This window comes from Variovorax glacialis (assembly GCF_051216375.1).
GTDB lineage: Bacteria > Pseudomonadota > Gammaproteobacteria > Burkholderiales > Burkholderiaceae_C > Variovorax.
The window spans coordinates 96,779-114,447 of sequence record NZ_JBPJZT010000007.1; the positions used below are offsets into that span (position 1 = coordinate 96,779).

The window sequence follows — 17,669 nt, forward strand, 5'->3', positions numbered from 1 at the left end:
ATGACAACAGATTCGTGTGGAACGCGCGCAACGGTGCGCTCCCGATATGTGCTGATCGCGATAGTTTGCGCTCTAGAGTTGGCTGGATGCACCGATCGCGCATCCCAGGGGTCGGCTGGCGGACAGGTTGATGCGGCTGTCGACAAGACGGAACAGGCGACCGTCGCCGCTGCCCGGAAGGCCGCCGAACTGGCGGACGTCGCGCGGGACAAGACCCGTGCCTACCTCACCTCGCCCGACGTCAAACAGGACGCAGCGGCCGTCAAGGATGCCCTCAAGAATGTGGGTTCGGGCGCGGCGGCGACCACGGACGACGCCTCGATCACGTTCTCGGTGTCCACCGCGCTGGCCAAGGACGCCGAACTGAAGGGTTCACGCATCGATGTCCGGACCAAGCACGGCACGGTGCACCTGACCGGCCCGGCGCCCAGCGCGGCGGCCAAGGCGCGGGCCGGGGATATCGCCAAGGCGGTCAGTGGCGTTTCGCGCGTCGACAACGAACTGGTCGTGAGTCCCGGCTGAAGGGAGCGCGGCTAACCCCGCGAGTCCCCTGCCTCCTGGATCTCGTCCGGGAAGGGACGGGCCAGGCCGTTCCACGCCCCAGCCGTGGAGGGCGAGGGCGCGTCCTCTTCGAGTTGCAGCCATTTACGGGCAAATCCGCGCAGCGCCTCGATCTGCAAGCCGATCAAGCCGAGTTCGGTTCGAACGAGATGCACGGTCGGGTCCGTTTGCCCTTCCTGTGCGGCTGCGGGCGCGAGCGCTTCGAGGACGGCCAGACTCGCCTCGGCCTCCGACGGATTCACCGATGCCTTGTCGAGGCCGTCGGCCAGCGCTTCGAGCCTTGCCGCCGTGGCTTCCGCCGCCGCGCGGACGGCGCCGACATCCTCCGGATTGCGCAGGGCCGTGCGGTGTGCGCCCAGGGCGGAGAGATAGCTCAGCAGGGTATGCGACTGGATCAGGAAGCGCAGGGCCACGCCCGCGCGCGGCCGCACGAAGCCGGGCTCGCGGAACATCTCTGACACCGCCGCGGACAGCGCCGCATCCGCGTTGTGCGCGTTGCGTCGGGCCAGCCGGTAGGCCAGGTCGTCACGCGGGCCCGATCGGTATTGCCCGGCAATCTCGCGGAGGTAGCCTTCGTGGGCGCGCATCGCGGTGGCCGCCAGCTCGCTGAAACGCCTGGCCTGCCAGTGCGGCAGCACCAGCAGCATGGCCAGCCCCGCGATCAGGCTGCCGATGGCGGTATCGATCAGCCGCGGCACGATCAGCACGCCACCGTCGCCCACCAGGTTGAAGCACATCAGCACGAGCACCGTCATGCAGGCGGTCGCCAGCAGGTAGCGCGTCGTGCGCGTCGTGAAGAACAGGACGCCGGCCACCACGGCGAGCAGCGACTGCACCAGGTGCTGTGGAAACAGGTCCAGCAATGCCCAGCCGGCGACGACGCCGACCGCCGTGCCGGCCATGCGCTGGCCCATGCGCGAGATGGTGTCGCCCCAGGTCTGCTGGCAGACGAAGAGCGTCGTGAGAAGGATCCAGTAGCCCTGCGCCGGATGGATCAGCCGCATCACCGTCCATCCGGCCAGGAGCGCGACGGCAAGCCGGAGCGCGTGGCGGAACAGGGCCGATTTCGGGCTGAGCTGTCGCCGCACCCGGTCCACTCCGTCGCGCCATGAACGCGGCGAGCGGTCGAGCAGGCCCATGTCGTTGCGACCGGCTTTCGCGGTGGGCTGGCTGGCGCCGGCGAGTTGCCCGTCGAGTTGCGCCAGGTTGCGCGCCAGGGCCTCGATCGAAGTGAGCAGGGCCTGCCGCCGTGGCTCGTCGGCATGTGCGTGCTCGTAGTCGATGGCGCTGCGCAGGTCGGCCAGCGCCTGGACGGTCGCGTTGTCGACCGCGAAGGGCTCGCGCCGGGCGATCGATTGCGCAAGGCGCAGGCAGGCCTGGCCCTGCATGTCCAGCACGCGCTGGCAGCGGTAGCAGGTCGCTGTGGAAGAAGGCATCGGCGAGCGCGTTGTAGTCGTCGTGCGACGAGCTCGCACGCTCGTGCACATCCTGTGCGATCAGGTAGAGGCCCCGGTAGCGCGCAATGCGGCCGGTGGGCGCACGTTTGCCGATGCGCCGGAAGATGCTCTCCTTGGCCGCGTTGAGTTCGCTCACCACCTCGGCGTTGAGCTGCGCGAGCGACAACCGCTTGCGTTCGATGTCGATGCCGCGCAAGGGCTCGAACAGCGAAGCCTTGAAGCGCACGTACTGCCCGAGCACCGAGAACAGCCTGACCAGCCGCGCCTGCACCGGCTGCGCCGGGAAGGCCGCGCACCACGCAACCGAGAACACGCCGTACCACGCGGCGCCGATCAGCAGGAGCTGGACTTCGCGCCACCGCACCTCCTGGGTCGCCGGCTGGTTCTGGATGCCCAGCGTGGTGTACATCGCGAGGATCAGGGTGGCGTAGCCGATGGCCTTGTAGCGGGCCTCGACCGCGCCCAGCATCGTCAGCCAGAAGGCGGCGAGTGCCAGCCCCGTGACGAACAGGACCGGCGATCGGATCAGGGCCACCACGGCGAAGGCCGCCGCCGCAAAACAAACCAGCGTGACCACCTGCGCGCGAAAGCGCCCGCGGCCGCTGTCGTCGGTTTCGGCCAGCGCACTCGCAATGGCGCCAAGGAAGAGCGGCGTCACCGCCTCCGGACGACCCATGAAAGCGCAGATCGCCATCAGGCTTCCGAGGGTGAGCAGCACACGAAGCGCCTGGGCCCGGCTGGCCACCGCGCGGAGCCGCTGCCGGAAAGTGTCGACTGCGGAAGGAGGCATCGGCATGGACAGTGCACGATACGTGCCATCGAGGCGCAGAAGATGGTGCTCCAGACCGCGCCCGGGGTCTGGAAAACCCTGTGCGAACAGCAGGCAGTTGCCCGGAAATCGAACAATCCGCCTGTTTCAATTTCAGGCGATCTCAGCGATTTCTCGAATGAAACGCCTGCGTTTCCTCACTTTGGTCCGATGGCATGAACTGTGCAAGTTCCAGCCAATGTTTTTGAGGAGCTTGCCATGGACCATCGCCCGAACCCCGCTGCCGCCGACGCCGTCCTGGATGCCGACATCGCCGTCCTTGAACTGTCTCTTCGCACCACCAAGGTCCTGCGCGTGAACCAGCTCCACACGGTGCGGGACGTGACGAGGGTCCCGGCCAGGAAGCTCTTCGCGCTCTCGCGCCTGGGTCGCAACTCGTTGAGGGAGATCGTCGAGAGCGTCAACCAGAGGGGACTGCAGCTCGCGGACTGAGCACTGAAGACGGGGTTGCCGCTCAACGCCCCTGGTTCAGGCGCTGGAGGCCCTGCTCGGTCAGGAACTTGTAGCCGTGGCGGTCCGACGCGACGAGCCCGTTAGACCGCAGACGCTCGGAAACCTTGATCGAATCGGTCGGGTAGCCTTGGGCATGGGCCTCGCGCAAGGCCTCGAGCGTTTTCCACTGTTCATTGTTGAGCTGAATCTTCTTGACCACGACACCTCCGTCGATCGTGGGAAGTTTGGAACAGCCGCGGTCTCCGTGCGTCCCCAAAATTGGCGACGTACCGGCGTCGTCGCCGCGACGGGTCTTCAGGGGCGCTTGCTGGTAAAACATGCGGCGCTCCATGACAACACCCACACATGCCCCATCCCCAGCCACTTCCCCCGCCCCGGTGCGGCCCGTGCGCGTTGCCGCCACCCTGATCGTCCTGCGCGATGGCGCGTCCGGCCTGGAAGTGCTGATGCTGCGGCGCGCGGAGAAAGAGGCCGACCAGAACAGTGGTGCCAGTGTCTTCCCCGGCGGCACGCTCGACGCGCAGGACCGCGCGCTGCATGCGCTGTGCATCGGTGTCGACGATGCGGCGGCATCCTCGCGTCTCGCCTTGCCGGCGCACGGGCTGGACTATTACGTGGCGGCAGTTCGCGAATGCTTCGAGGAAGCCGGCCTGCTCTTTGCCAGCGGCGCCGATGGCCCGCTGGTCGAACTCGATGCGATGCCGGTCGACGAACTCGCGGCGATGCGGCTGGCGGTGGAAGAGGGCGGCGATGCGCTGGGCAAGCTGTGCACCGACCGTGGCTGGCGCCTGGCCGTCGACCGGCTGGCCTACTTCAGCCACTGGCTCACGCCGCTCGGCATGCCGCGCCGATTCGACACACGCTTCTTCGTGGCGATCGAGCCGCAGCGCCAGAGTGCGCGGCCCGACGGGCGGGAAACGGTCGAGCACACGTGGTTCCGTCCCGCCGACGCGCTCGATCCTGCACGCGGACTCAAGCTGATGAACGTGCAGCGGCGCATCCTCCAGCACCTTGCCACCTTGCCACCTTCGACAGCGCGGAGGCGTGCATGGCCTACGCGCGCGAGGCACGCGAGATCCCGCTCATCATGCCGCGCATCGCGGACGGTCCCGCCGGCCGCCAGCCGGTGAATCCCGGCGACCCGGCCTACGAAGAACTGTCCCGCATCGATCCCGATGGGCTCGTGATCGGCCGGTACGCGCTTTCGCAGGGGCTGGCGATGCAGTTGTCGCCCCGTGTCCTGCGCGTCACGGCCCTGAGCGATGACGTGCTCGTCAACAGCTACTTCATTCGCGGAGACCGCGATGAATGGGCGTTGATCGACGCGGGACAGGGCGACGAGGCGCACGCCGACGTCTTGCTCGCGTCGGCACCCGGCCGCGTGCGATGGACGCTGGAAATGCACCTCCCCACGCTGCCGCACGGCCACCGCATCGATCTGGGCGGCTGCGCCTTGCGCGTGCACCGTACGTCCGATCGGGAGGATGCAGGCGTGAGTTTCCTGCTCGAGGAAGAGAAGACGCTGTTCGTCGTCGATGCCGATTCGCCCGGCGCCTTCGATGCGGGCGAGGTCGAGTGGCTGGCGCCTTCGCGCGGCTTCATCCGGCGCGCTTGACTGGAATAACATGCAACTCTTCGAACTCCCGGAAGCGAAGACATGAAGTCATTGGCCAGAAGGGCAGTCGCGTCGGCGCTCGCGATGCTCGCGGTCGGAGTCGCAGCGCCGGCCGATGCGGCGCTCGATGTCGGCCAGCCCGCCCCGACGTTCAGCGCGCCGGCTGCGATGGGCGGCAAGACCTTCACCTACTCCCTCTCGGCCGCCCTGGCCAAAGGGCCGGTCGTCCTGTATTTCTTCCCGGCGGCCTTCACCATGGGTTGTTCGCTGGAGGCCCACGCCTTCGCCGAGGCGGTCGACAAGTTCGCGGCGCTCGGCACCACGGTGATCGGCGTTTCGACCGATGACATCGACACGCTCACCAAGTTCTCCAACCAGGCCTGCCAGGGCAAGTTCCCTGTCGCCTCGGACGCGAACAAGTCGATCAGCCAATCCTTCGATGCGCTGGTGCCGGCGCGTCCGCAGTACGCAACCCGCGTGTCCTATGTGATCGCGCCCAACGGCACCGTGGCGGCCGAGTACCAGAACCTCGATCACGACAAGCACGTCGAGAAGATGCTGGCCGCGGTGAAGGAACTCCCGCAGAACCGCGACAAGAAATAGCCGCTCGAAGGCCCGATGCCATGGACACAGCGCAGACAACCCCGAACTGGCCGGCCCTCTCGCTCTCCGAATGGCGCGACACCTACGCCACCCTGCACATGTGGACGCAGATCGTCGGCAAGACGCGGCTGGCATTGGCGCCGATGGAGAACCACTGGTGGCAGGTCGCGTTCTACGTCACGCCGCGCGGTCTGACGACATCGCCCATGCCCTGCGGCCAACGCACGCTCGCCGTCGAATTCGATTTCGTCTCGCACGCGCTGGTGCTCACGTGCAGCGACGGTGCCTCGCACAGCTTCGACCTCGTGCCGATGTCCGTCGCCGACTGGTTCGCTCGCTACCAGGAAGCGTTGCGTATCTTCGGCGTGGACCCCAAGCTGATGCCGTCGCCAGTGGAAGTCGAGACGGCCATCCCTTTCGCCGAAGACCGGACGCACACGTCCTACGATGCGGACGCCGTCCATCGCTGGTGGCGCATCGTGGTGCAGGCCGATCGCGTGCTGAAGCGCTTCCGGGGCCGCTTCGGCGGCAAGCAGAGCCCGTCGCATTTCTTCTGGGGCGCTTTCGACCTGGCGGCCACGCGCTTCTCGGGACGGCAGGCGCCGCCTCACCCCGGCGGTGTTCCGAACTGTCCCGATCACGTCATGGTCGAGGCCTACTCGCACGAGTGCAGCAGTTGCGGGTTCTGGCCCGGTGGCGGACCCGTGGCGGAGGCTTCGTTCTATGCCTATGCGTATCCCGAACCGCCGGGCTACGCGAGCCGTGCTGTGCAGCCGGCCGTCGCGCGCTACGACACGCAGATGCGCGAGTTCATCCTGCCGTACGAGGCGGTGCGCACTGCGGCGGACCCGGACGAAGCACTCCTGTCCTTCCTGCAATCCACCTACGACGCGGCAGCCGATCTTGCGCAGTGGGACAGGGCATCGCTCGACCGCCCGCCCGCGCTTTGGCCCTGATCGCTGTACAGCCGCAGGCATAGCCGATACATTGCGCTCCACGTCCGGGCTCGGAGATTCCTCCGGCGAACGCCACAAGGAGTCGATCTCGTGATCATGTACCCGTTGCCCGGCTCGCGTGCCTACCAGGAGCGCGTCTATCCCGACCCGTCGCTCCTGAACCCCAAGACGCGCAGTGCGCTGAAGCTCGAGACCTACGAAGACGTCATCGCGCACTTCACCGCCAGCTCGCTGGCCGAGGACGGCATCCAGATCGAACCGGGCTCGCTTGCCGTGAGCAAGGGCGCTGGTGCGACGGGCTACATGGTGGCCTTCCGCGCCTTGCCTGCCTTCGCGCTCAAGGCGGAGCAGTTCGCGGCCATGCACGTGGCCATGCTCGACGCCGAGCATTCGGGCCTGGCGCTCGACGGCGCCGACGCATGCCGGAAGACCCCCGCGTGGAATCCGATGGCCGGCTTTCCGGTGAACCGCAGCGACGGCCCTTCGGAGTGGCTGCCCTGCCTGCCACTGGGCATGCCGATCGCGAACCATCAGGCCGTGACGCTGATGCACTACCCGCCGATCGTCGCCTACCGCACCGCCGACTACCTCAACAACATGACGCTGCACCGCTGGGCGCAGCTGCTGCAGTGCGCGGGTATCGACGAGCCGCGCCGCTATCACTCGATCCTCGACGTCAACCCGATCGCCGCGCCCGGCTCCGGCGAGAGCGAATACCCGAACGACTACTTCCCGATCAGCCTCACGTCGATGTTCTACGACAACGAGGCAAGCGGCCACACCTACGTGCGCTCGATGCTCGAACTGATGCTGAACCCGCCGGCCAATGCGTCCAACCCGACGACGCTGCCGTTGCTCGTCTGCGGCTCGCCGCTGTACGACCCGCAGGCGCCGGGCTGGTTTCGCACCCGCTACAAGGAGCATCTGCCGAAGGACGGGAACGGATCGCCCACGGTCAACGTGCTGCAGGCGGGCTTCGTCCGCATCAACCCCGACAGCCCGAAGAAGACGCCCTACATGGTCGCCAACCACATGATCGCCGCCGGCGTGACCGGCCGCTGCACGGACGACCCGAGCCAGATTCCGGACATCCGCAAGTACGAGGCGCAGGACCTGGTGGCCGCGACTTTCCTCGGCCTGTGCGCCGAAGCGGCCAGGCAAGGCGAAGAGGTCGACCCCACGGAGGCGGCGCAGAAGGCCTGCCAGCGATGGTTCGGCGCGGCGGACGGCAGCGGCGCACCCAAGCCGCCGAGCGAAGACGACCGCCTGACGATCTGCGCGCTCGCGCAGATGGACCTGTGCTTCAACCCGAAGACGATCTCGCCGATGTACACCTACGCGCAGGCGTTGGAGCGCTGCAAGAGCAAGGGCGGCGCGGATTTCTCGCCGTGCTTCGGCTGCGATTGCTGACAGGTCGCGCGCCGGCGCCGGTTGGCCTAACATCGCTGCATGGAAGAACTACTGCGGCGCACCGCCGGCCTGCCTGAAATCGACCTGGCAGCCGGCGACACGGTGGTACGCGAAGGCGACACCGGCGACGGCATGTGGATCCTCGTCTCGGGCTGCGTGGAAATCCGCAAGCACGGCATCCCGATCACGTCGATCCGCCGCCCGGGCGCGGCGATCGGCGAGATCTCGCTGCTGCTGAATTCACCCTATACCGCCACCGTCGTGGCGCTCGAACCGAGCGTGGTCCGCTTCGCGGCCGAGGGTTCCGAGTTGCTTGCGAGCGATCCGGCCGTCATGCGCCTGATCGCCGCCGGACTGGCCGAACGCCTGGACTTCGTGACGAGCTATCTCGCCGACCTCAAGAATCAGTACGGCGATTCCCCGGGGCTGGCGATGGTGTCGGAGGTGCTGGGCCAATTGGCGCACCGCCGGGGGCCGCCGGCCCAGCCCGGCTCGGCGCGAGAACCGAACCCCGACTACTGACGGTTCAGAACACCGAGCGCGCCGGTGCGTGCTCGGCATCGAGCGCCAGCGATTCCTCGCCCATGAGCGAGCGCCATACCGCGGTGCCGGCGTCCAGGTCGATCACGATGTGGGCGGGCACCGGCCCGATCTGCTTGCCGGCATTGAAGACCCAGGTGCGGCCGATGCGATCGGCCCAGGCGCCATCCGGCTTGAAGGGCGGCTGGTGCACGTGGCCGGTCAACACCAACTCGGGTTGATGGCTCGCGATCCAGGCGGCGAGGTCCGCGTCGCCGTACTCCCGCTTGCCGGTCCAGCAGGTGGGCGAGCCGGTCGGCGGCCAGTGGTAGATCCAGATCCAGCGGGCGGGCCGTTGCACAGCGTCAGTGGCCAATTGCCGGTCGAGCGCGGCACGGCCGGCGGGGCCGTCCCACCAGGGGCAGATCGTGATCAGCGTGTCGCCGATGGTCAACGAATCGCCATCCGTGAAGACGCCGCTGCGGCGGCACTCGGGCAGCCACAGCGCGGCCCGCTCGCCGTTGGTGTCCGGCCCCGTCAGGTCGTGATTGCCAGAGGCCAAAACGAGCGACTTGCCCGGATTCATCAGCGAAAAGTAGCGCAGCAACACGACCGACTGCGCATCGAGCGACACGGGCGAACTCACGTCGAGATGATCGCCGGCGAGCACCACGAGGTCGTAGGACGGCGCAGCCCGCACCACCCAATCGAGTTGAGGCAACGCGTAGTGAAGGTCAGAGGCAAGGAGGATGCGCACGACGTGGGCTGCTGCGACGGAGCACGCATTGTGCGGGCTCTGGCCGGGTTGGCGAACGGGGTAGCATCAACAGATGCCCGAATTCACGCCCCAGACTGCGGCTATCGCGAGCTGTATCGCCGCGGGCGTCATGACGGTCGGCTTTGCGGCGCGGTCGACGCGATGGGGCGTGCCGCTGATGATGTTCGGCATCCTTGCACTGCTCGCCATCATCGGCTACGGGATCATCGATCTCGTGACCATCTGACGGCGGCGCAGCGCACCGCGCGATCACTCAGCGGGTCGTGGAGAGCACCGTGGCCCGGCAGCGGCGTTGTTCGTTGGCCGGCAGCAGCACGCAGTTGTCCAGCGCACGCTGCTGCATGTCGCTCAGCCTCGGCGGCGGCGGGCGGCCTTGTCCGTGCCCGTAGTAGCCCGGAGCCGGCGCGTAGTAGGCAGGCGGCGGTGCGTAGTACCCCGGCGCCGGACGATAGTACACCGGCGGTGGAGGTGCCTGGTAGACGGGTGCCGGCTCGTAGTAGACGGGCGGCGCGGGTTGGTAGTAGACGGGCGGCGGTGCCTGGTACACCGGCGCCGGCTCGTAGTAGGTCGGGCCGCCGACACCGACGGACAGGCTCACGTCGGCATGGGCGGCAGCGGCCGCTGACAGCGCAGCCGCCGCGACGGCTGCGGAACAAGCCCATTTGGCGAACACAGGGCGATGAAAGATCAAGAAATTCTCCGAAAGAAGGGCAGGTCGAGCCTACATCCATCAACGTTCGGATCGCGGTCCGGTGGACACCAGACGGTTCTTTTGCGTAACAGGGCCCGGAAGTGTCACTTCGAGGCCAGCCAGTCCCAGACCCGCCCGGGCGCTTCGACCATCACGTTGTGGCCGTGCGGCCCCAGATCCGAGGCCTCCGGGTCCAGGCCGCGCAGTTGTTCCGTGGTCACCAGCGCGTCGTCGCGCCCGCGGCCCAGATGCACGGCACATTGGGCCAGGGCGGTCAATTCGGTCAGCGGCGGCTTGCCGACCGCGTTGGCCCGAGGGTCCATGGCAAGACGCCATCCGTCGGCCTCCGGTCGAACGCCCCGCGCCGCGACCGCCCCCGCCGCGCTCGCGATGCCGGCAAGCCCGGCGACCTTCAGGTAGCGCGCCCAGGCTTCTTCTTCCGTGGCGAAGTTCCTGGCGGGCTGCGACGCCACCGCTTCCATCCGTAGGAGGTCGTCATCGCTCCAAGCGACCTTGATACCGGCCCCGAAGACCCGGTGCGGCGTGACACCGAACCAGCCGGTCGCCAGCGCGAGAGCGATCACGCCGCCGAGCGAGTGCCCGAGAACCACGAGCTGGCCGTCGGGCTGGATGTTTGGCAGCACCGCACGCGCCACGCTGGCGGCGTATTGACCGATGGCGTAGCTGTCCTGGCGATCGGATCGACCGTGGCCGGGCAGGTCGAGGACAAGCCAGCGTCCGCGCCACCGGGCGCCCGCCTCGGCGCACATCGGCGCCCATACCGCCCCTGTGGCACCCATCCCATGCAGCATGAGGAGCAGGTCCGGGCCATCGCCGCCTTGTTCCATGTACATCGTCCATGTCTCCATGATTACTTGTGCATCAGCCGCTCGAAGCCCTGCCAGTCGACGGCAACCGGCTCGTTCAGGAATCGGGCGCATCGCTCGGCGAACAGGCGCGGCACTGCGTCGTCGGGGTCGGCCTCGCTCATCGCTTCGAACAGGGCCATCGCCGCGTCGAACTCGCGCTGGAAGTACAGCGCCATCGCCGAATCAAGCTGCGCACGCGTCGCGAGCTTTGCCGCGCGGCGATCCGCCGGTTCCGCGTCGATGACCTCGTACAGATCGACGGCGACGTTCTTTCCCTTGACCGCCACGCGATCGACCCGGCGCAGCGCGAAGGCGTCCGGCTGCTGCAGGCTGCGGAACATCGGCTCACCGATGAGGAAGCGCCCGCCGTAGACCTTGGTGAGTTGCTCGATGCGCGAGGCGAGATTCACCGTGTCGCCGATCACCGTGCACTGGATGCGGTCGACGCCGCCCACCGTGCCGAGCACGACGGGCCCGGTGTTGGCGCCGATGCCCGCCGCCAGCATCGGCTGGCCCAGCGCGGCGGCCTTCACGTTGAACGCCTCCAAGGCGCGCCACATGTCGATCCCCGCGCGCACGGCCGCGTCCGGCGGCGTGTCGAAGAGCACCTTGATCTCGTCGCCGGCAAAAGAGTCGATGAAGCCGCCAGCCTGCGTGATCTGCTCCTCCATGCTGCGGAAGTAGCGGTTCAGCAGGTCGATGATGCTGCGCGGGTCGAGCCGCTCCGCCAGCGGCGTGAAGCCGCGCAGGTCCGCGAACATCACGGTCATCGTCTTGGCGACGTTCTCGCCCAGGTCCACCCGCGCGATGTCGCGGCGGTCGAGGCTTTCGAGAAACTGGCTCGGCACGAAGCGCCGCTGTGCGTCGATGAGCCGCTGCTGGTCCTTGTAGAGCCGGGCGTTCTCGATGGAGATGGACACCTGCGCCGCCAGCAGCTTGATCAGCTCGATGCGGTCGTCGGTGAAGACGCCCGCCGTCAGGCTGTTCTCCATGTAGATCGCGCCTTCGAACTTGCGGTTGCGCTGCAGCGGAATGCACAGCACGGACTGCGGCTGGCGCGCGAGCAGGTAGGCGTCGCGCGCGAAGCGTCCGGCACGCGCGGCGTCCTGCAGGACGATCGGACTGTTGGTGTGCAGCACGTGGTAGACGATGGAGATGGGCAGCGCGAGCGCGCCCTCGTTGGTGTCGAAGGGGATGGCGCGCACGGGCAATACGGGCTCGGGGCCGGTCTCGCAGAGGCCTTCGATCATCAACTGGCCCTCGTCGCGCACCACGAAGCAGCCGCGCTGTCCGCCGGCGTTCTCCAGCATGATCCGCATCGTGGTCGTCCACAGGTGCTCCAGCGTGATCTCGCTGGAGATCGCCTGCGAGGCCTTGAGCACCGAAGCGAGGTCGAGCGAGGCCGAGTCGACGCCTTTCGCCGTCGTGCGAAGCAGCGAGCTGAACTCTTCTTCCAGGTGCGTGACCTTGCGCCGCGCGCCCCAGGCTTCGTAGAGGTTGCGTGCGGCGCGCAGATAGCCCTCGGCCTGCTTCCGCCTTCCGGCGGCCAGCAGGTGCCTTGCGGCCAGTTCGTTGGCCATGGCCTCGTCGCGGCGGAAGCCGGCGTTGCGGGCAGCGTCCATCGCCTGTTCGTATTCGAACAGCGCAGGCTCGACGCGACCATCGAGCCGGGCAAGCTCCGCCTGCATCAGCCGCTGCAGGTGCAGGAAGTTCGCGGGGCAGTTCACCGCCCAGCGCGTCATGCGCCGCAGGTCGGCCCGCATGCGCATGCGCGTCGCGGCCTGTTCGTCGGCCGTCATGCCGGGCAGGCAGGCGGCCAGCGTGAGAAAGGCGACGATGTAGAAGCGCGCCAGTTGCGGCAGCGACATTGCTGAGGCGATGAGCTTGTCCTGCTCGCGCACGTGCACGAGGGCCTGCGCATGCTGGCCGTAGAAATGGAAGATCTCCGCCTTGTAGATGTGATAGTTGGCGACGCCGGTCATGAAGCGGCGCTGCTGCATGCCTTCGAGGCAGCGCTGCTCGTCGAAAGTGGTGTCGTTCATCGAGCACAGCCCGTCGGTCAGGCCGAGGAAGTTGCGCTGCATCTGCAGGAAGAGGGTGCCCGAGTCCAGCGAGTCCTGGTATTCGCAGTCGCGCACGATGGTCAGGAAATCGGCGTGCTCCTGCGCGGCCGTCTCCAGGTCGAGCCGCGGGTCCCAGATGATGCAGTCCTGTGCGCTGTAGGCGAGGTAGAGCAGGTCGCCCGACTCGTAGCCGGCCTCGATGCCGCGGCGGAACCACGGGGTCATGGTCGACCAGTGGTTGCTCCAGTGGTGAATGAACATCGCGTAGAGGTAGATCACGCGGGACTTCAGCGCGATGTCGTCGCTGCGCTCGTTCATCGCCACGGCCAGCTTGCCGTACTCGTAGCCGAGGGCCGGGTCGTCGAGCACGCCGCACAACAGCATGCCGTAGGCCGCATAGGCGAAGGCCGACTCGGGGCTGTTGCCGTGGCGCAGCGAGATGTTGACGGCCTTGAGCACGAGGAACGGAAAGAGATTGCCGCTGCCGGAGAGAAAGGCCGCCGGGAAGATCTCCATCAGCAGCCGGATCGCGACCTGGTGCGCGCGGTCGGTCATCGGCGGTGCGCCGATCAGCTCGGCGATCTTCCTGCCGGCGAGATTGCGACGCACCGTGGCGATCTCGCGCCCGATCGCGGCGCGGTCGGGGTTGTCGCCGAGGCGCATGCCCAGCAGGGCGAGCCCGGTGGTCGCGGCCTGGATCGATGCTTCCATCTTGCCGGTGGTGGCGTACTGCCGCGTCCGCATCGAGAGGATCTCGGCCTTCTCGACGTTGGTGCGGGCGTGCGCCAGCATCTGCTCGATCCACGATTCGGCTTCGTCGAAGCGGGCAGTCAGGTAGGCGCACTGCTGGTACTCCGTGGCGAGCGTCATCGCGAGATCGGGGTCGCTGGTCCATCCATCGGCAGGCAGCAGGTCCAGGCCGATGCGCAGGTAGCCGAGCGCGGATTCGTAGGACGACGAACGCTGGGCCCGGATGCCCGCAGCCAGGTTCATGCGGGCGAGCGACTGGCGCTCGTCCGGGTCGACGATGAGCCGGCGGCATTCGTTGAGGTGGCCGACGATCTCGATCAGCCGCTGCTCGCGTTCTTCCTCGCTGGCGTGGCGCTGGATGAGCCGTCCGATCGAGAGGTGGACAGCCTCCTTGTGGTCGGCGTCGATGAGCGCATAGGCCGCCTGCTGCACGCGGTCGTGTTGAAAGCGGTAGGTCGGGTTCAGTCCCTCGGCGCCGGAGGCCTTGCCGACCAGCTTGTAGTCCTCGTTGAGCGGAACGACCAGATGCCGCTGCAAGGCCGGCAGCAGGTCCTCGCCGGCCTCGTCCATCGGACGTTCGTGGATGATCGACAGCGTTCGCAGATCGAAGGAGTCGCCGATGCAGGCCGCCAGTTGCAGCGCACGCTGGGTCGCATCCGGCAGCTTGCGCAGATTGGCGAGCACGAAGTCGACCACGTCGCCGTCGAGGCCGCTGCGTCGCACGGCGTCCATGTCCCAGCGCCAGCGGCCGGCATCGGGCGCGAAGGCGATGGCGCGCGCCTGCTCCAGCGTGCGGAGCATCTCGGTGAGGAAGAAGGGGTTGCCCTGCGCCCTTTCGTGCAGCAGTTCGGCCAGCGGCCGGCAGGTGGCGGCGTCGGTGTGCAGCGCATCGGCGACGAGGTTCTCCACCGCGGATTGGGCCAGCGGCAGCAGCCCCAGTTCATGGATCGCGCGGCTCTGCTGGATCTCGTTCAATGCGAGCCGCAGCGGATGGCCGACGTCGACCTCGTTGCTGCGGTACGCACCGATGAACAGCAGGTGCGGGAGATCGCGGGCCGTCGCGAGCCAGCGCATCAGGTTGAGCGTCGATGCATCGCTGAACTGCAGGTCGTCGAGGAAGATCACCAACGGCTGTTCGCTCGCGACCGCGCGGACGAAGTTCAGGAAGGCCATCTGCAGCCGGTTCTGCGCTTCGTTGGGCGGGAGTTCGGCCACCGGCGGCTGCGTGCCGATGATCTGCACCAGCTCGGGGATCAGGTCGACCAGCAACTGCCCATTGGGCGCCACCGCGGCGTTCAGCTTGCGATGCAGCGCTTCGCGGCGCTCGCCGGATTCGACCATGAGCTGCCGCGCCAGGCTGCGAAAGGCCAGGGAGACCGCCGAGTAGGGCGTGCTGCGCTGGAACTGGTCGAACTTGCCCTGGATCAGGAAGCCCTGCCGGCGCACCAGCGGCTTCGCGATCTCGTTGACGAGCGCCGACTTGCCCACGCCCGAGTGGCCCGAGATCATGCAGAACTCGGTGCCGCCGGCGGCGACGCGCTCGAACAGCGCCAGCAGCGCCGCCTGCTCCGGCTCGCGTCCGTAGAGACGCTGCGGGATGTTGAACTTGCGCGACACATCGCGATGGCCAAGCGCGAAGGGCGTGATGCTCCCGGTCTGCGCCAGCTCGCGCTGGCAGCGCCCGAGGTCTTCGATCAGGCCGTAGCTGCTCTGGTAGCGGTCCTCGGCGTTCTTGGCCATCAGCTTGAGCACGATGGCGGAGACCGGCGATGGAATCCTCGGATCGAGATCGCTGGGCGAGGGCGGCGCCTTGCCGATGTGGCTGTGCACCCATTCGAGCACCGTGTGCGCGTGGAAGGGCAGTTCGCCCGTGAGCAGCTCGAACAGCGTGATGCCGAGCGAGTAGAAGTCCGACCGGTAGTCGAGGAGGCGGTTCATGCGGCCCGTCTGCTCGGGCGACATGTAGCGCAGCGCGCCTTCGAGCCGGCGCGACAGCGCATCGTTCTGCCGCTCCAGCGACAGCTCCGATGCGATGCTGAAGTCGATCAGCCGGATTGCGTCGGCATCGTCGACCAGGATGCTGTGCGGCTCGATGTTCTTGTGCACCACATCGAGCGCGTGCACGCGCGCCAGCGCATCGGCCAGCGAGATCGCGATGCGGAAGAGGCTTTCGAGCCGCAGGCCGCGCTCGCTCAGCACCTCGATTTCCTCGGCCAGCGAATGGCCGAAGGGTTCGAGCACGAGCGCCAGGTTGCCGTTGCCCCATGGCTCCAGCGCATGCACCCGCACGACGGACTCGATCGCCTGCAGGCGCGACAGCAGGTGGAACTCGCGGCGCAGTTCCGCCACTTCCTGCCGGCCGGGGTACTCGACATCGAGCGTCTTGATGACGACCGCATGACCATCGGCGACGCGCACGGCGCGATGGATCGAGCGCCGTTGCGACTGGTGGATGCGCTCGCCGATCTGGTAGCCGGGAATCGTGAGCACGCGGGCCGATGCTAGATGCCGAAGACCTGCCGCGTCCGCTCGGCGTAGGCCTCGGCGGCAGTGTCGCGCAGCGGCGAACCGTGTCCGCAGAGGGCATGGCGGAAGGGCAGTGCGCGCAGGCGGGCGTAGTCCTCGCCCTTGGGCTCGTTGACCTGCAAGAAGAGCGGGCCGAAGTTGGCGGGCTGGAAGAAGCCCATCCCGGCCATCATCTCGCGCGAACCGTCGGAGAAGTATTCGTTCGGCTCGACCCAGTTCTGCAGGGCGTCGCAGGCCACGAGGATGCCGCCCGCGCGATCGATGCGGATGATGCTTTCCGGCAGCTTCGTGGTGTCGAAGGCGAACACGCTGCATCCCGGGAAGGGCACCTCGCCGCCCGGCACGAGGGGCTTGTCGACCTGCAGCCCGTGCCCATGCGTGGTGCCGGGCGGGGCCCAGAAGGTGGCCCCGTAGCGCTGCTGGTAGAACGCGTTGTCCTCGTCGTGCAGCGCGCCGATCTGTACGACGTTGACGACGCGGCCGAGCGAATCGAGCCGCGCCAGGCCGGCGTCGTCGAGCCGGACCGGATTGATCAGCGTGAGTGCATCGCCGTCGCGGACCACCGTCATGTTGCGGCTGAAGTGCCACGGTGCGCCCATCAGGACCGTCTTCATCGTCCCCGTGACGAAGAAGACATCGGGAAAGACCTCTTCCAGCTCGCCGTGCGGCAGGGCGGGGGGCAGCTCATCCATCAGGTGACTCCTGTGCTCGGAATCCGCGAGCGTACTTCGGCGGCGCCGAGGCGACAAGCAGGACCTCAGTCGTAGGTGAACCGGCCGGCGTAGCGGTATTCGTCCATGTAGGCGTGCAGGTACTCGTCGAGATAGCGCCGTTGCGCGGGTGTCAGGCGGCCGTGGCGCAGGTCGTCGAGGGTCTCGCTGCCGTCGGAATGGTCGAGGCGCTTCAGGTGGAAGAGCGTCATGTCCCTGCCGCCGAAGTAGCCCTGCAGGTAGCGGTGGTAGGCGCGGGCGCCGGCCATGTCGAAGACCGCGCCGGCCAGCGCCGTGAGGTTCGGCTGCCGCGCCAGCGTGGCGGCGGTGAAGGTGGGGTAGTCGCCCGCCGGTGCCACGAAAGGCGCGATGTCGCCCTTGGGCAGCACGGGCTGGCGCTGCAGCGCCTCGATGTAAGCCGGGTCCAGGCCGGCGGCCTTTGCACCCTGGAGCAGGATGTTCAGGTAGCGCCGGGTCGGCAGGCAGGCATCGTTGACGAAGGCGGGCAGTCCCGCATAGGCGACGGCGCGCTGCTCGCCGGTGTCGGTGCCGACGACGACCTCGAAGCGGTCATAGCCGTGGCCATAGGCTTCGGCGATGTCGAGCAGGGCGAGGTGCTGCGGCTCGCACAGGTGCAGCACGCCGCGCACCAGGTCGGACGGCTCCGCCGACCGCTCGATGTTCCCGACGCCGCCCTCATGCCGGAAGAAGTGCTGCACGTTGAAGCGCAACCGCCAGCCGTGCAGCACGCCGCGTTGCGACGCCCGCGGCTCGACGCCTTTCGCGCGCAGCGACTGGAGATCCATGTTGGAGCCATAGCCGAAGTACCAGAACACGGGTCTTCTCCTGTTGCACCTTTGGCAGTTAGTATCCGACGAA

At 67.7% G+C, this 17,669-nt stretch carries 18 protein-coding genes and 1 pseudogene; 10 read left to right on the plus strand and 9 right to left on the minus strand.

Annotated features, from left to right (window positions below; translation table 11 throughout):
* Positions 1–522, plus strand: a complete 522-nt coding sequence (locus ACSFBL_RS19575; RefSeq protein ID WP_435517474.1) for a BON domain-containing protein — start codon at positions 1–3, stop codon at positions 520–522.
* Between the two features lie 11 nt (positions 523–533).
* Here ACSFBL_RS19575 and ACSFBL_RS19580 read toward each other — a convergent pair whose 3' ends face one another.
* Complete coding sequence (locus tag ACSFBL_RS19580) at positions 534–1,700, minus strand: FUSC family protein (protein WP_435517753.1); 1,167 nt, start codon at positions 1,698–1,700, stop codon at positions 534–536.
* Between the two features lie 102 nt (positions 1,701–1,802).
* Positions 1,803–2,814, minus strand: a pseudogene (locus tag ACSFBL_RS19585) (FUSC family membrane protein); the annotation flags it as partial.
* Between the two features lie 36 nt (positions 2,815–2,850).
* On the opposite strand from ACSFBL_RS19585, the gene ACSFBL_RS19590 reads away from it, so the two are divergent.
* Positions 2,851–3,006: a hypothetical protein gene (locus tag ACSFBL_RS19590; protein ID WP_435517475.1), complete on the plus strand. Its 156-nt coding sequence runs from the start codon at positions 2,851–2,853 to the stop codon at positions 3,004–3,006.
* A 39-nt stretch (positions 3,007–3,045) separates the two neighbouring features.
* Complete coding sequence (locus tag ACSFBL_RS19595) at positions 3,046–3,279, plus strand: DNA-directed RNA polymerase subunit alpha C-terminal domain-containing protein (protein ID WP_435517476.1); 234 nt, start codon at positions 3,046–3,048, stop codon at positions 3,277–3,279.
* 22 nt (positions 3,280–3,301) lie between these two features.
* On the opposite strand, the gene ACSFBL_RS19600 is transcribed toward ACSFBL_RS19595, so the two are convergent.
* A complete protein-coding gene (locus ACSFBL_RS19600) occupies positions 3,302–3,619 on the minus strand; it encodes a hypothetical protein (protein WP_435517477.1) in 318 nt (105 codons plus the stop codon).
* A gap of 10 nt (positions 3,620–3,629) precedes the next feature.
* Between ACSFBL_RS19600 and ACSFBL_RS19605 the strand changes: the two genes are divergently transcribed.
* From ACSFBL_RS19605 to ACSFBL_RS19630, 6 genes are all read left to right on the plus strand, one after another.
* Positions 3,630–4,430, plus strand: coding sequence for an NUDIX hydrolase (locus tag ACSFBL_RS19605; protein ID WP_435517478.1), 801 nt, complete (start codon positions 3,630–3,632; stop codon positions 4,428–4,430).
* On the plus strand, positions 4,349–4,915 hold the full coding sequence (locus ACSFBL_RS19610; protein ID WP_435517479.1) for an MBL fold metallo-hydrolase: 567 nt from the start codon (positions 4,349–4,351) through the stop codon (positions 4,913–4,915). The genes ACSFBL_RS19605 and ACSFBL_RS19610 overlap by 82 nt, the downstream gene beginning before the upstream one ends.
* Before the next feature lie 51 nt (positions 4,916–4,966).
* A complete protein-coding gene (locus ACSFBL_RS19615) occupies positions 4,967–5,518 on the plus strand; it encodes a peroxiredoxin (protein ID WP_435517754.1) in 552 nt (183 codons plus the stop codon).
* A gap of 20 nt (positions 5,519–5,538) precedes the next feature.
* Complete coding sequence (locus ACSFBL_RS19620; protein ID WP_435517480.1) at positions 5,539–6,474, plus strand: DUF5996 family protein; 936 nt, start codon at positions 5,539–5,541, stop codon at positions 6,472–6,474.
* A 90-nt stretch (positions 6,475–6,564) separates the two neighbouring features.
* Positions 6,565–7,884, plus strand: a complete 1,320-nt coding sequence (locus ACSFBL_RS19625; protein WP_435517481.1) for a hypothetical protein — start codon at positions 6,565–6,567, stop codon at positions 7,882–7,884.
* Between the two features lie 39 nt (positions 7,885–7,923).
* The gene (locus ACSFBL_RS19630) at positions 7,924–8,406 is read left to right on the plus strand and encodes a Crp/Fnr family transcriptional regulator (protein ID WP_435517482.1); all 483 of its coding nucleotides are present in this window, start codon (positions 7,924–7,926) and stop codon (positions 8,404–8,406) included.
* 4 nt (positions 8,407–8,410) lie between these two features.
* Here the strand turns inward: ACSFBL_RS19630 and ACSFBL_RS19635 are convergent, their stop codons facing one another.
* On the minus strand, positions 8,411–9,160 hold the full coding sequence (locus ACSFBL_RS19635) for a metallophosphoesterase family protein (protein ID WP_435517483.1): 750 nt from the start codon (positions 9,158–9,160) through the stop codon (positions 8,411–8,413).
* A 73-nt stretch (positions 9,161–9,233) separates the two neighbouring features.
* Here ACSFBL_RS19635 and ACSFBL_RS19640 point away from each other — a divergent pair, with 73 nt between their 5' ends.
* Entirely contained in the window at positions 9,234–9,407 is a 174-nt protein-coding gene (locus tag ACSFBL_RS19640; RefSeq protein ID WP_435517484.1) for a hypothetical protein, read from the plus strand.
* Between the two features lie 27 nt (positions 9,408–9,434).
* On the opposite strand, the gene ACSFBL_RS19645 is transcribed toward ACSFBL_RS19640, so the two are convergent.
* The 5 genes from ACSFBL_RS19645 to ACSFBL_RS19665 all read right to left on the minus strand — a co-directional run bounded on the left by ACSFBL_RS19645 (position 9,435) and on the right by ACSFBL_RS19665 (position 17,626).
* On the minus strand, positions 9,435–9,872 hold the full coding sequence (locus tag ACSFBL_RS19645; protein WP_435517485.1) for a hypothetical protein: 438 nt from the start codon (positions 9,870–9,872) through the stop codon (positions 9,435–9,437).
* Positions 9,873–9,976: 104 nt separating this feature from the next.
* Positions 9,977–10,741, minus strand: a complete 765-nt coding sequence (locus ACSFBL_RS19650) for an alpha/beta fold hydrolase (RefSeq protein WP_435517486.1) — start codon at positions 10,739–10,741, stop codon at positions 9,977–9,979.
* 2 nt (positions 10,742–10,743) lie between these two features.
* Positions 10,744–16,044: an AAA family ATPase gene (locus ACSFBL_RS19655; RefSeq protein WP_435517487.1), complete on the minus strand. Its 5,301-nt coding sequence runs from the start codon at positions 16,042–16,044 to the stop codon at positions 10,744–10,746.
* A gap of 11 nt (positions 16,045–16,055) precedes the next feature.
* On the minus strand, positions 16,056–16,772 hold the full coding sequence (locus tag ACSFBL_RS19660; RefSeq protein ID WP_435517488.1) for an MBL fold metallo-hydrolase: 717 nt from the start codon (positions 16,770–16,772) through the stop codon (positions 16,056–16,058).
* A 65-nt stretch (positions 16,773–16,837) separates the two neighbouring features.
* Positions 16,838–17,626: a gamma-glutamylcyclotransferase family protein gene (locus ACSFBL_RS19665; protein ID WP_435517489.1), complete on the minus strand. Its 789-nt coding sequence runs from the start codon at positions 17,624–17,626 to the stop codon at positions 16,838–16,840.
* Positions 17,627–17,669: the final 43 nt, after the last annotated feature.

What these genes read in the sequence shown, in the direction of transcription:
- ACSFBL_RS19575 (WP_435517474.1), top strand. Translation starts at nt 1, where the DNA reads ATGACAACAGATTCGTGTGGAACGCGCGCAACGGTGCGCTCCCGATAT.
- ACSFBL_RS19580 (WP_435517753.1), bottom strand. Translation starts at nt 1,700, where the DNA reads ATGGGCCTGCTCGACCGCTCGCCGCGTTCATGGCGCGACGGAGTGGAC.
- ACSFBL_RS19590 (WP_435517475.1), top strand. Translation starts at nt 2,851, where the DNA reads ATGGTGCTCCAGACCGCGCCCGGGGTCTGGAAAACCCTGTGCGAACAG.
- ACSFBL_RS19595 (WP_435517476.1), top strand. Translation starts at nt 3,046, where the DNA reads ATGGACCATCGCCCGAACCCCGCTGCCGCCGACGCCGTCCTGGATGCC.
- ACSFBL_RS19600 (WP_435517477.1), bottom strand. Translation starts at nt 3,619, where the DNA reads ATGTTTTACCAGCAAGCGCCCCTGAAGACCCGTCGCGGCGACGACGCC.
- ACSFBL_RS19605 (WP_435517478.1), top strand. Translation starts at nt 3,630, where the DNA reads ATGACAACACCCACACATGCCCCATCCCCAGCCACTTCCCCCGCCCCG.
- ACSFBL_RS19610 (WP_435517479.1), top strand. Translation starts at nt 4,349, where the DNA reads ATGGCCTACGCGCGCGAGGCACGCGAGATCCCGCTCATCATGCCGCGC.
- ACSFBL_RS19620 (WP_435517480.1), top strand. Translation starts at nt 5,539, where the DNA reads ATGGACACAGCGCAGACAACCCCGAACTGGCCGGCCCTCTCGCTCTCC.
- ACSFBL_RS19630 (WP_435517482.1), top strand. Translation starts at nt 7,924, where the DNA reads ATGGAAGAACTACTGCGGCGCACCGCCGGCCTGCCTGAAATCGACCTG.
- ACSFBL_RS19640 (WP_435517484.1), top strand. Translation starts at nt 9,234, where the DNA reads ATGCCCGAATTCACGCCCCAGACTGCGGCTATCGCGAGCTGTATCGCC.
- ACSFBL_RS19650 (WP_435517486.1), bottom strand. Translation starts at nt 10,741, where the DNA reads ATGGAGACATGGACGATGTACATGGAACAAGGCGGCGATGGCCCGGAC.
- ACSFBL_RS19660 (WP_435517488.1), bottom strand. Translation starts at nt 16,772, where the DNA reads ATGGATGAGCTGCCCCCCGCCCTGCCGCACGGCGAGCTGGAAGAGGTC.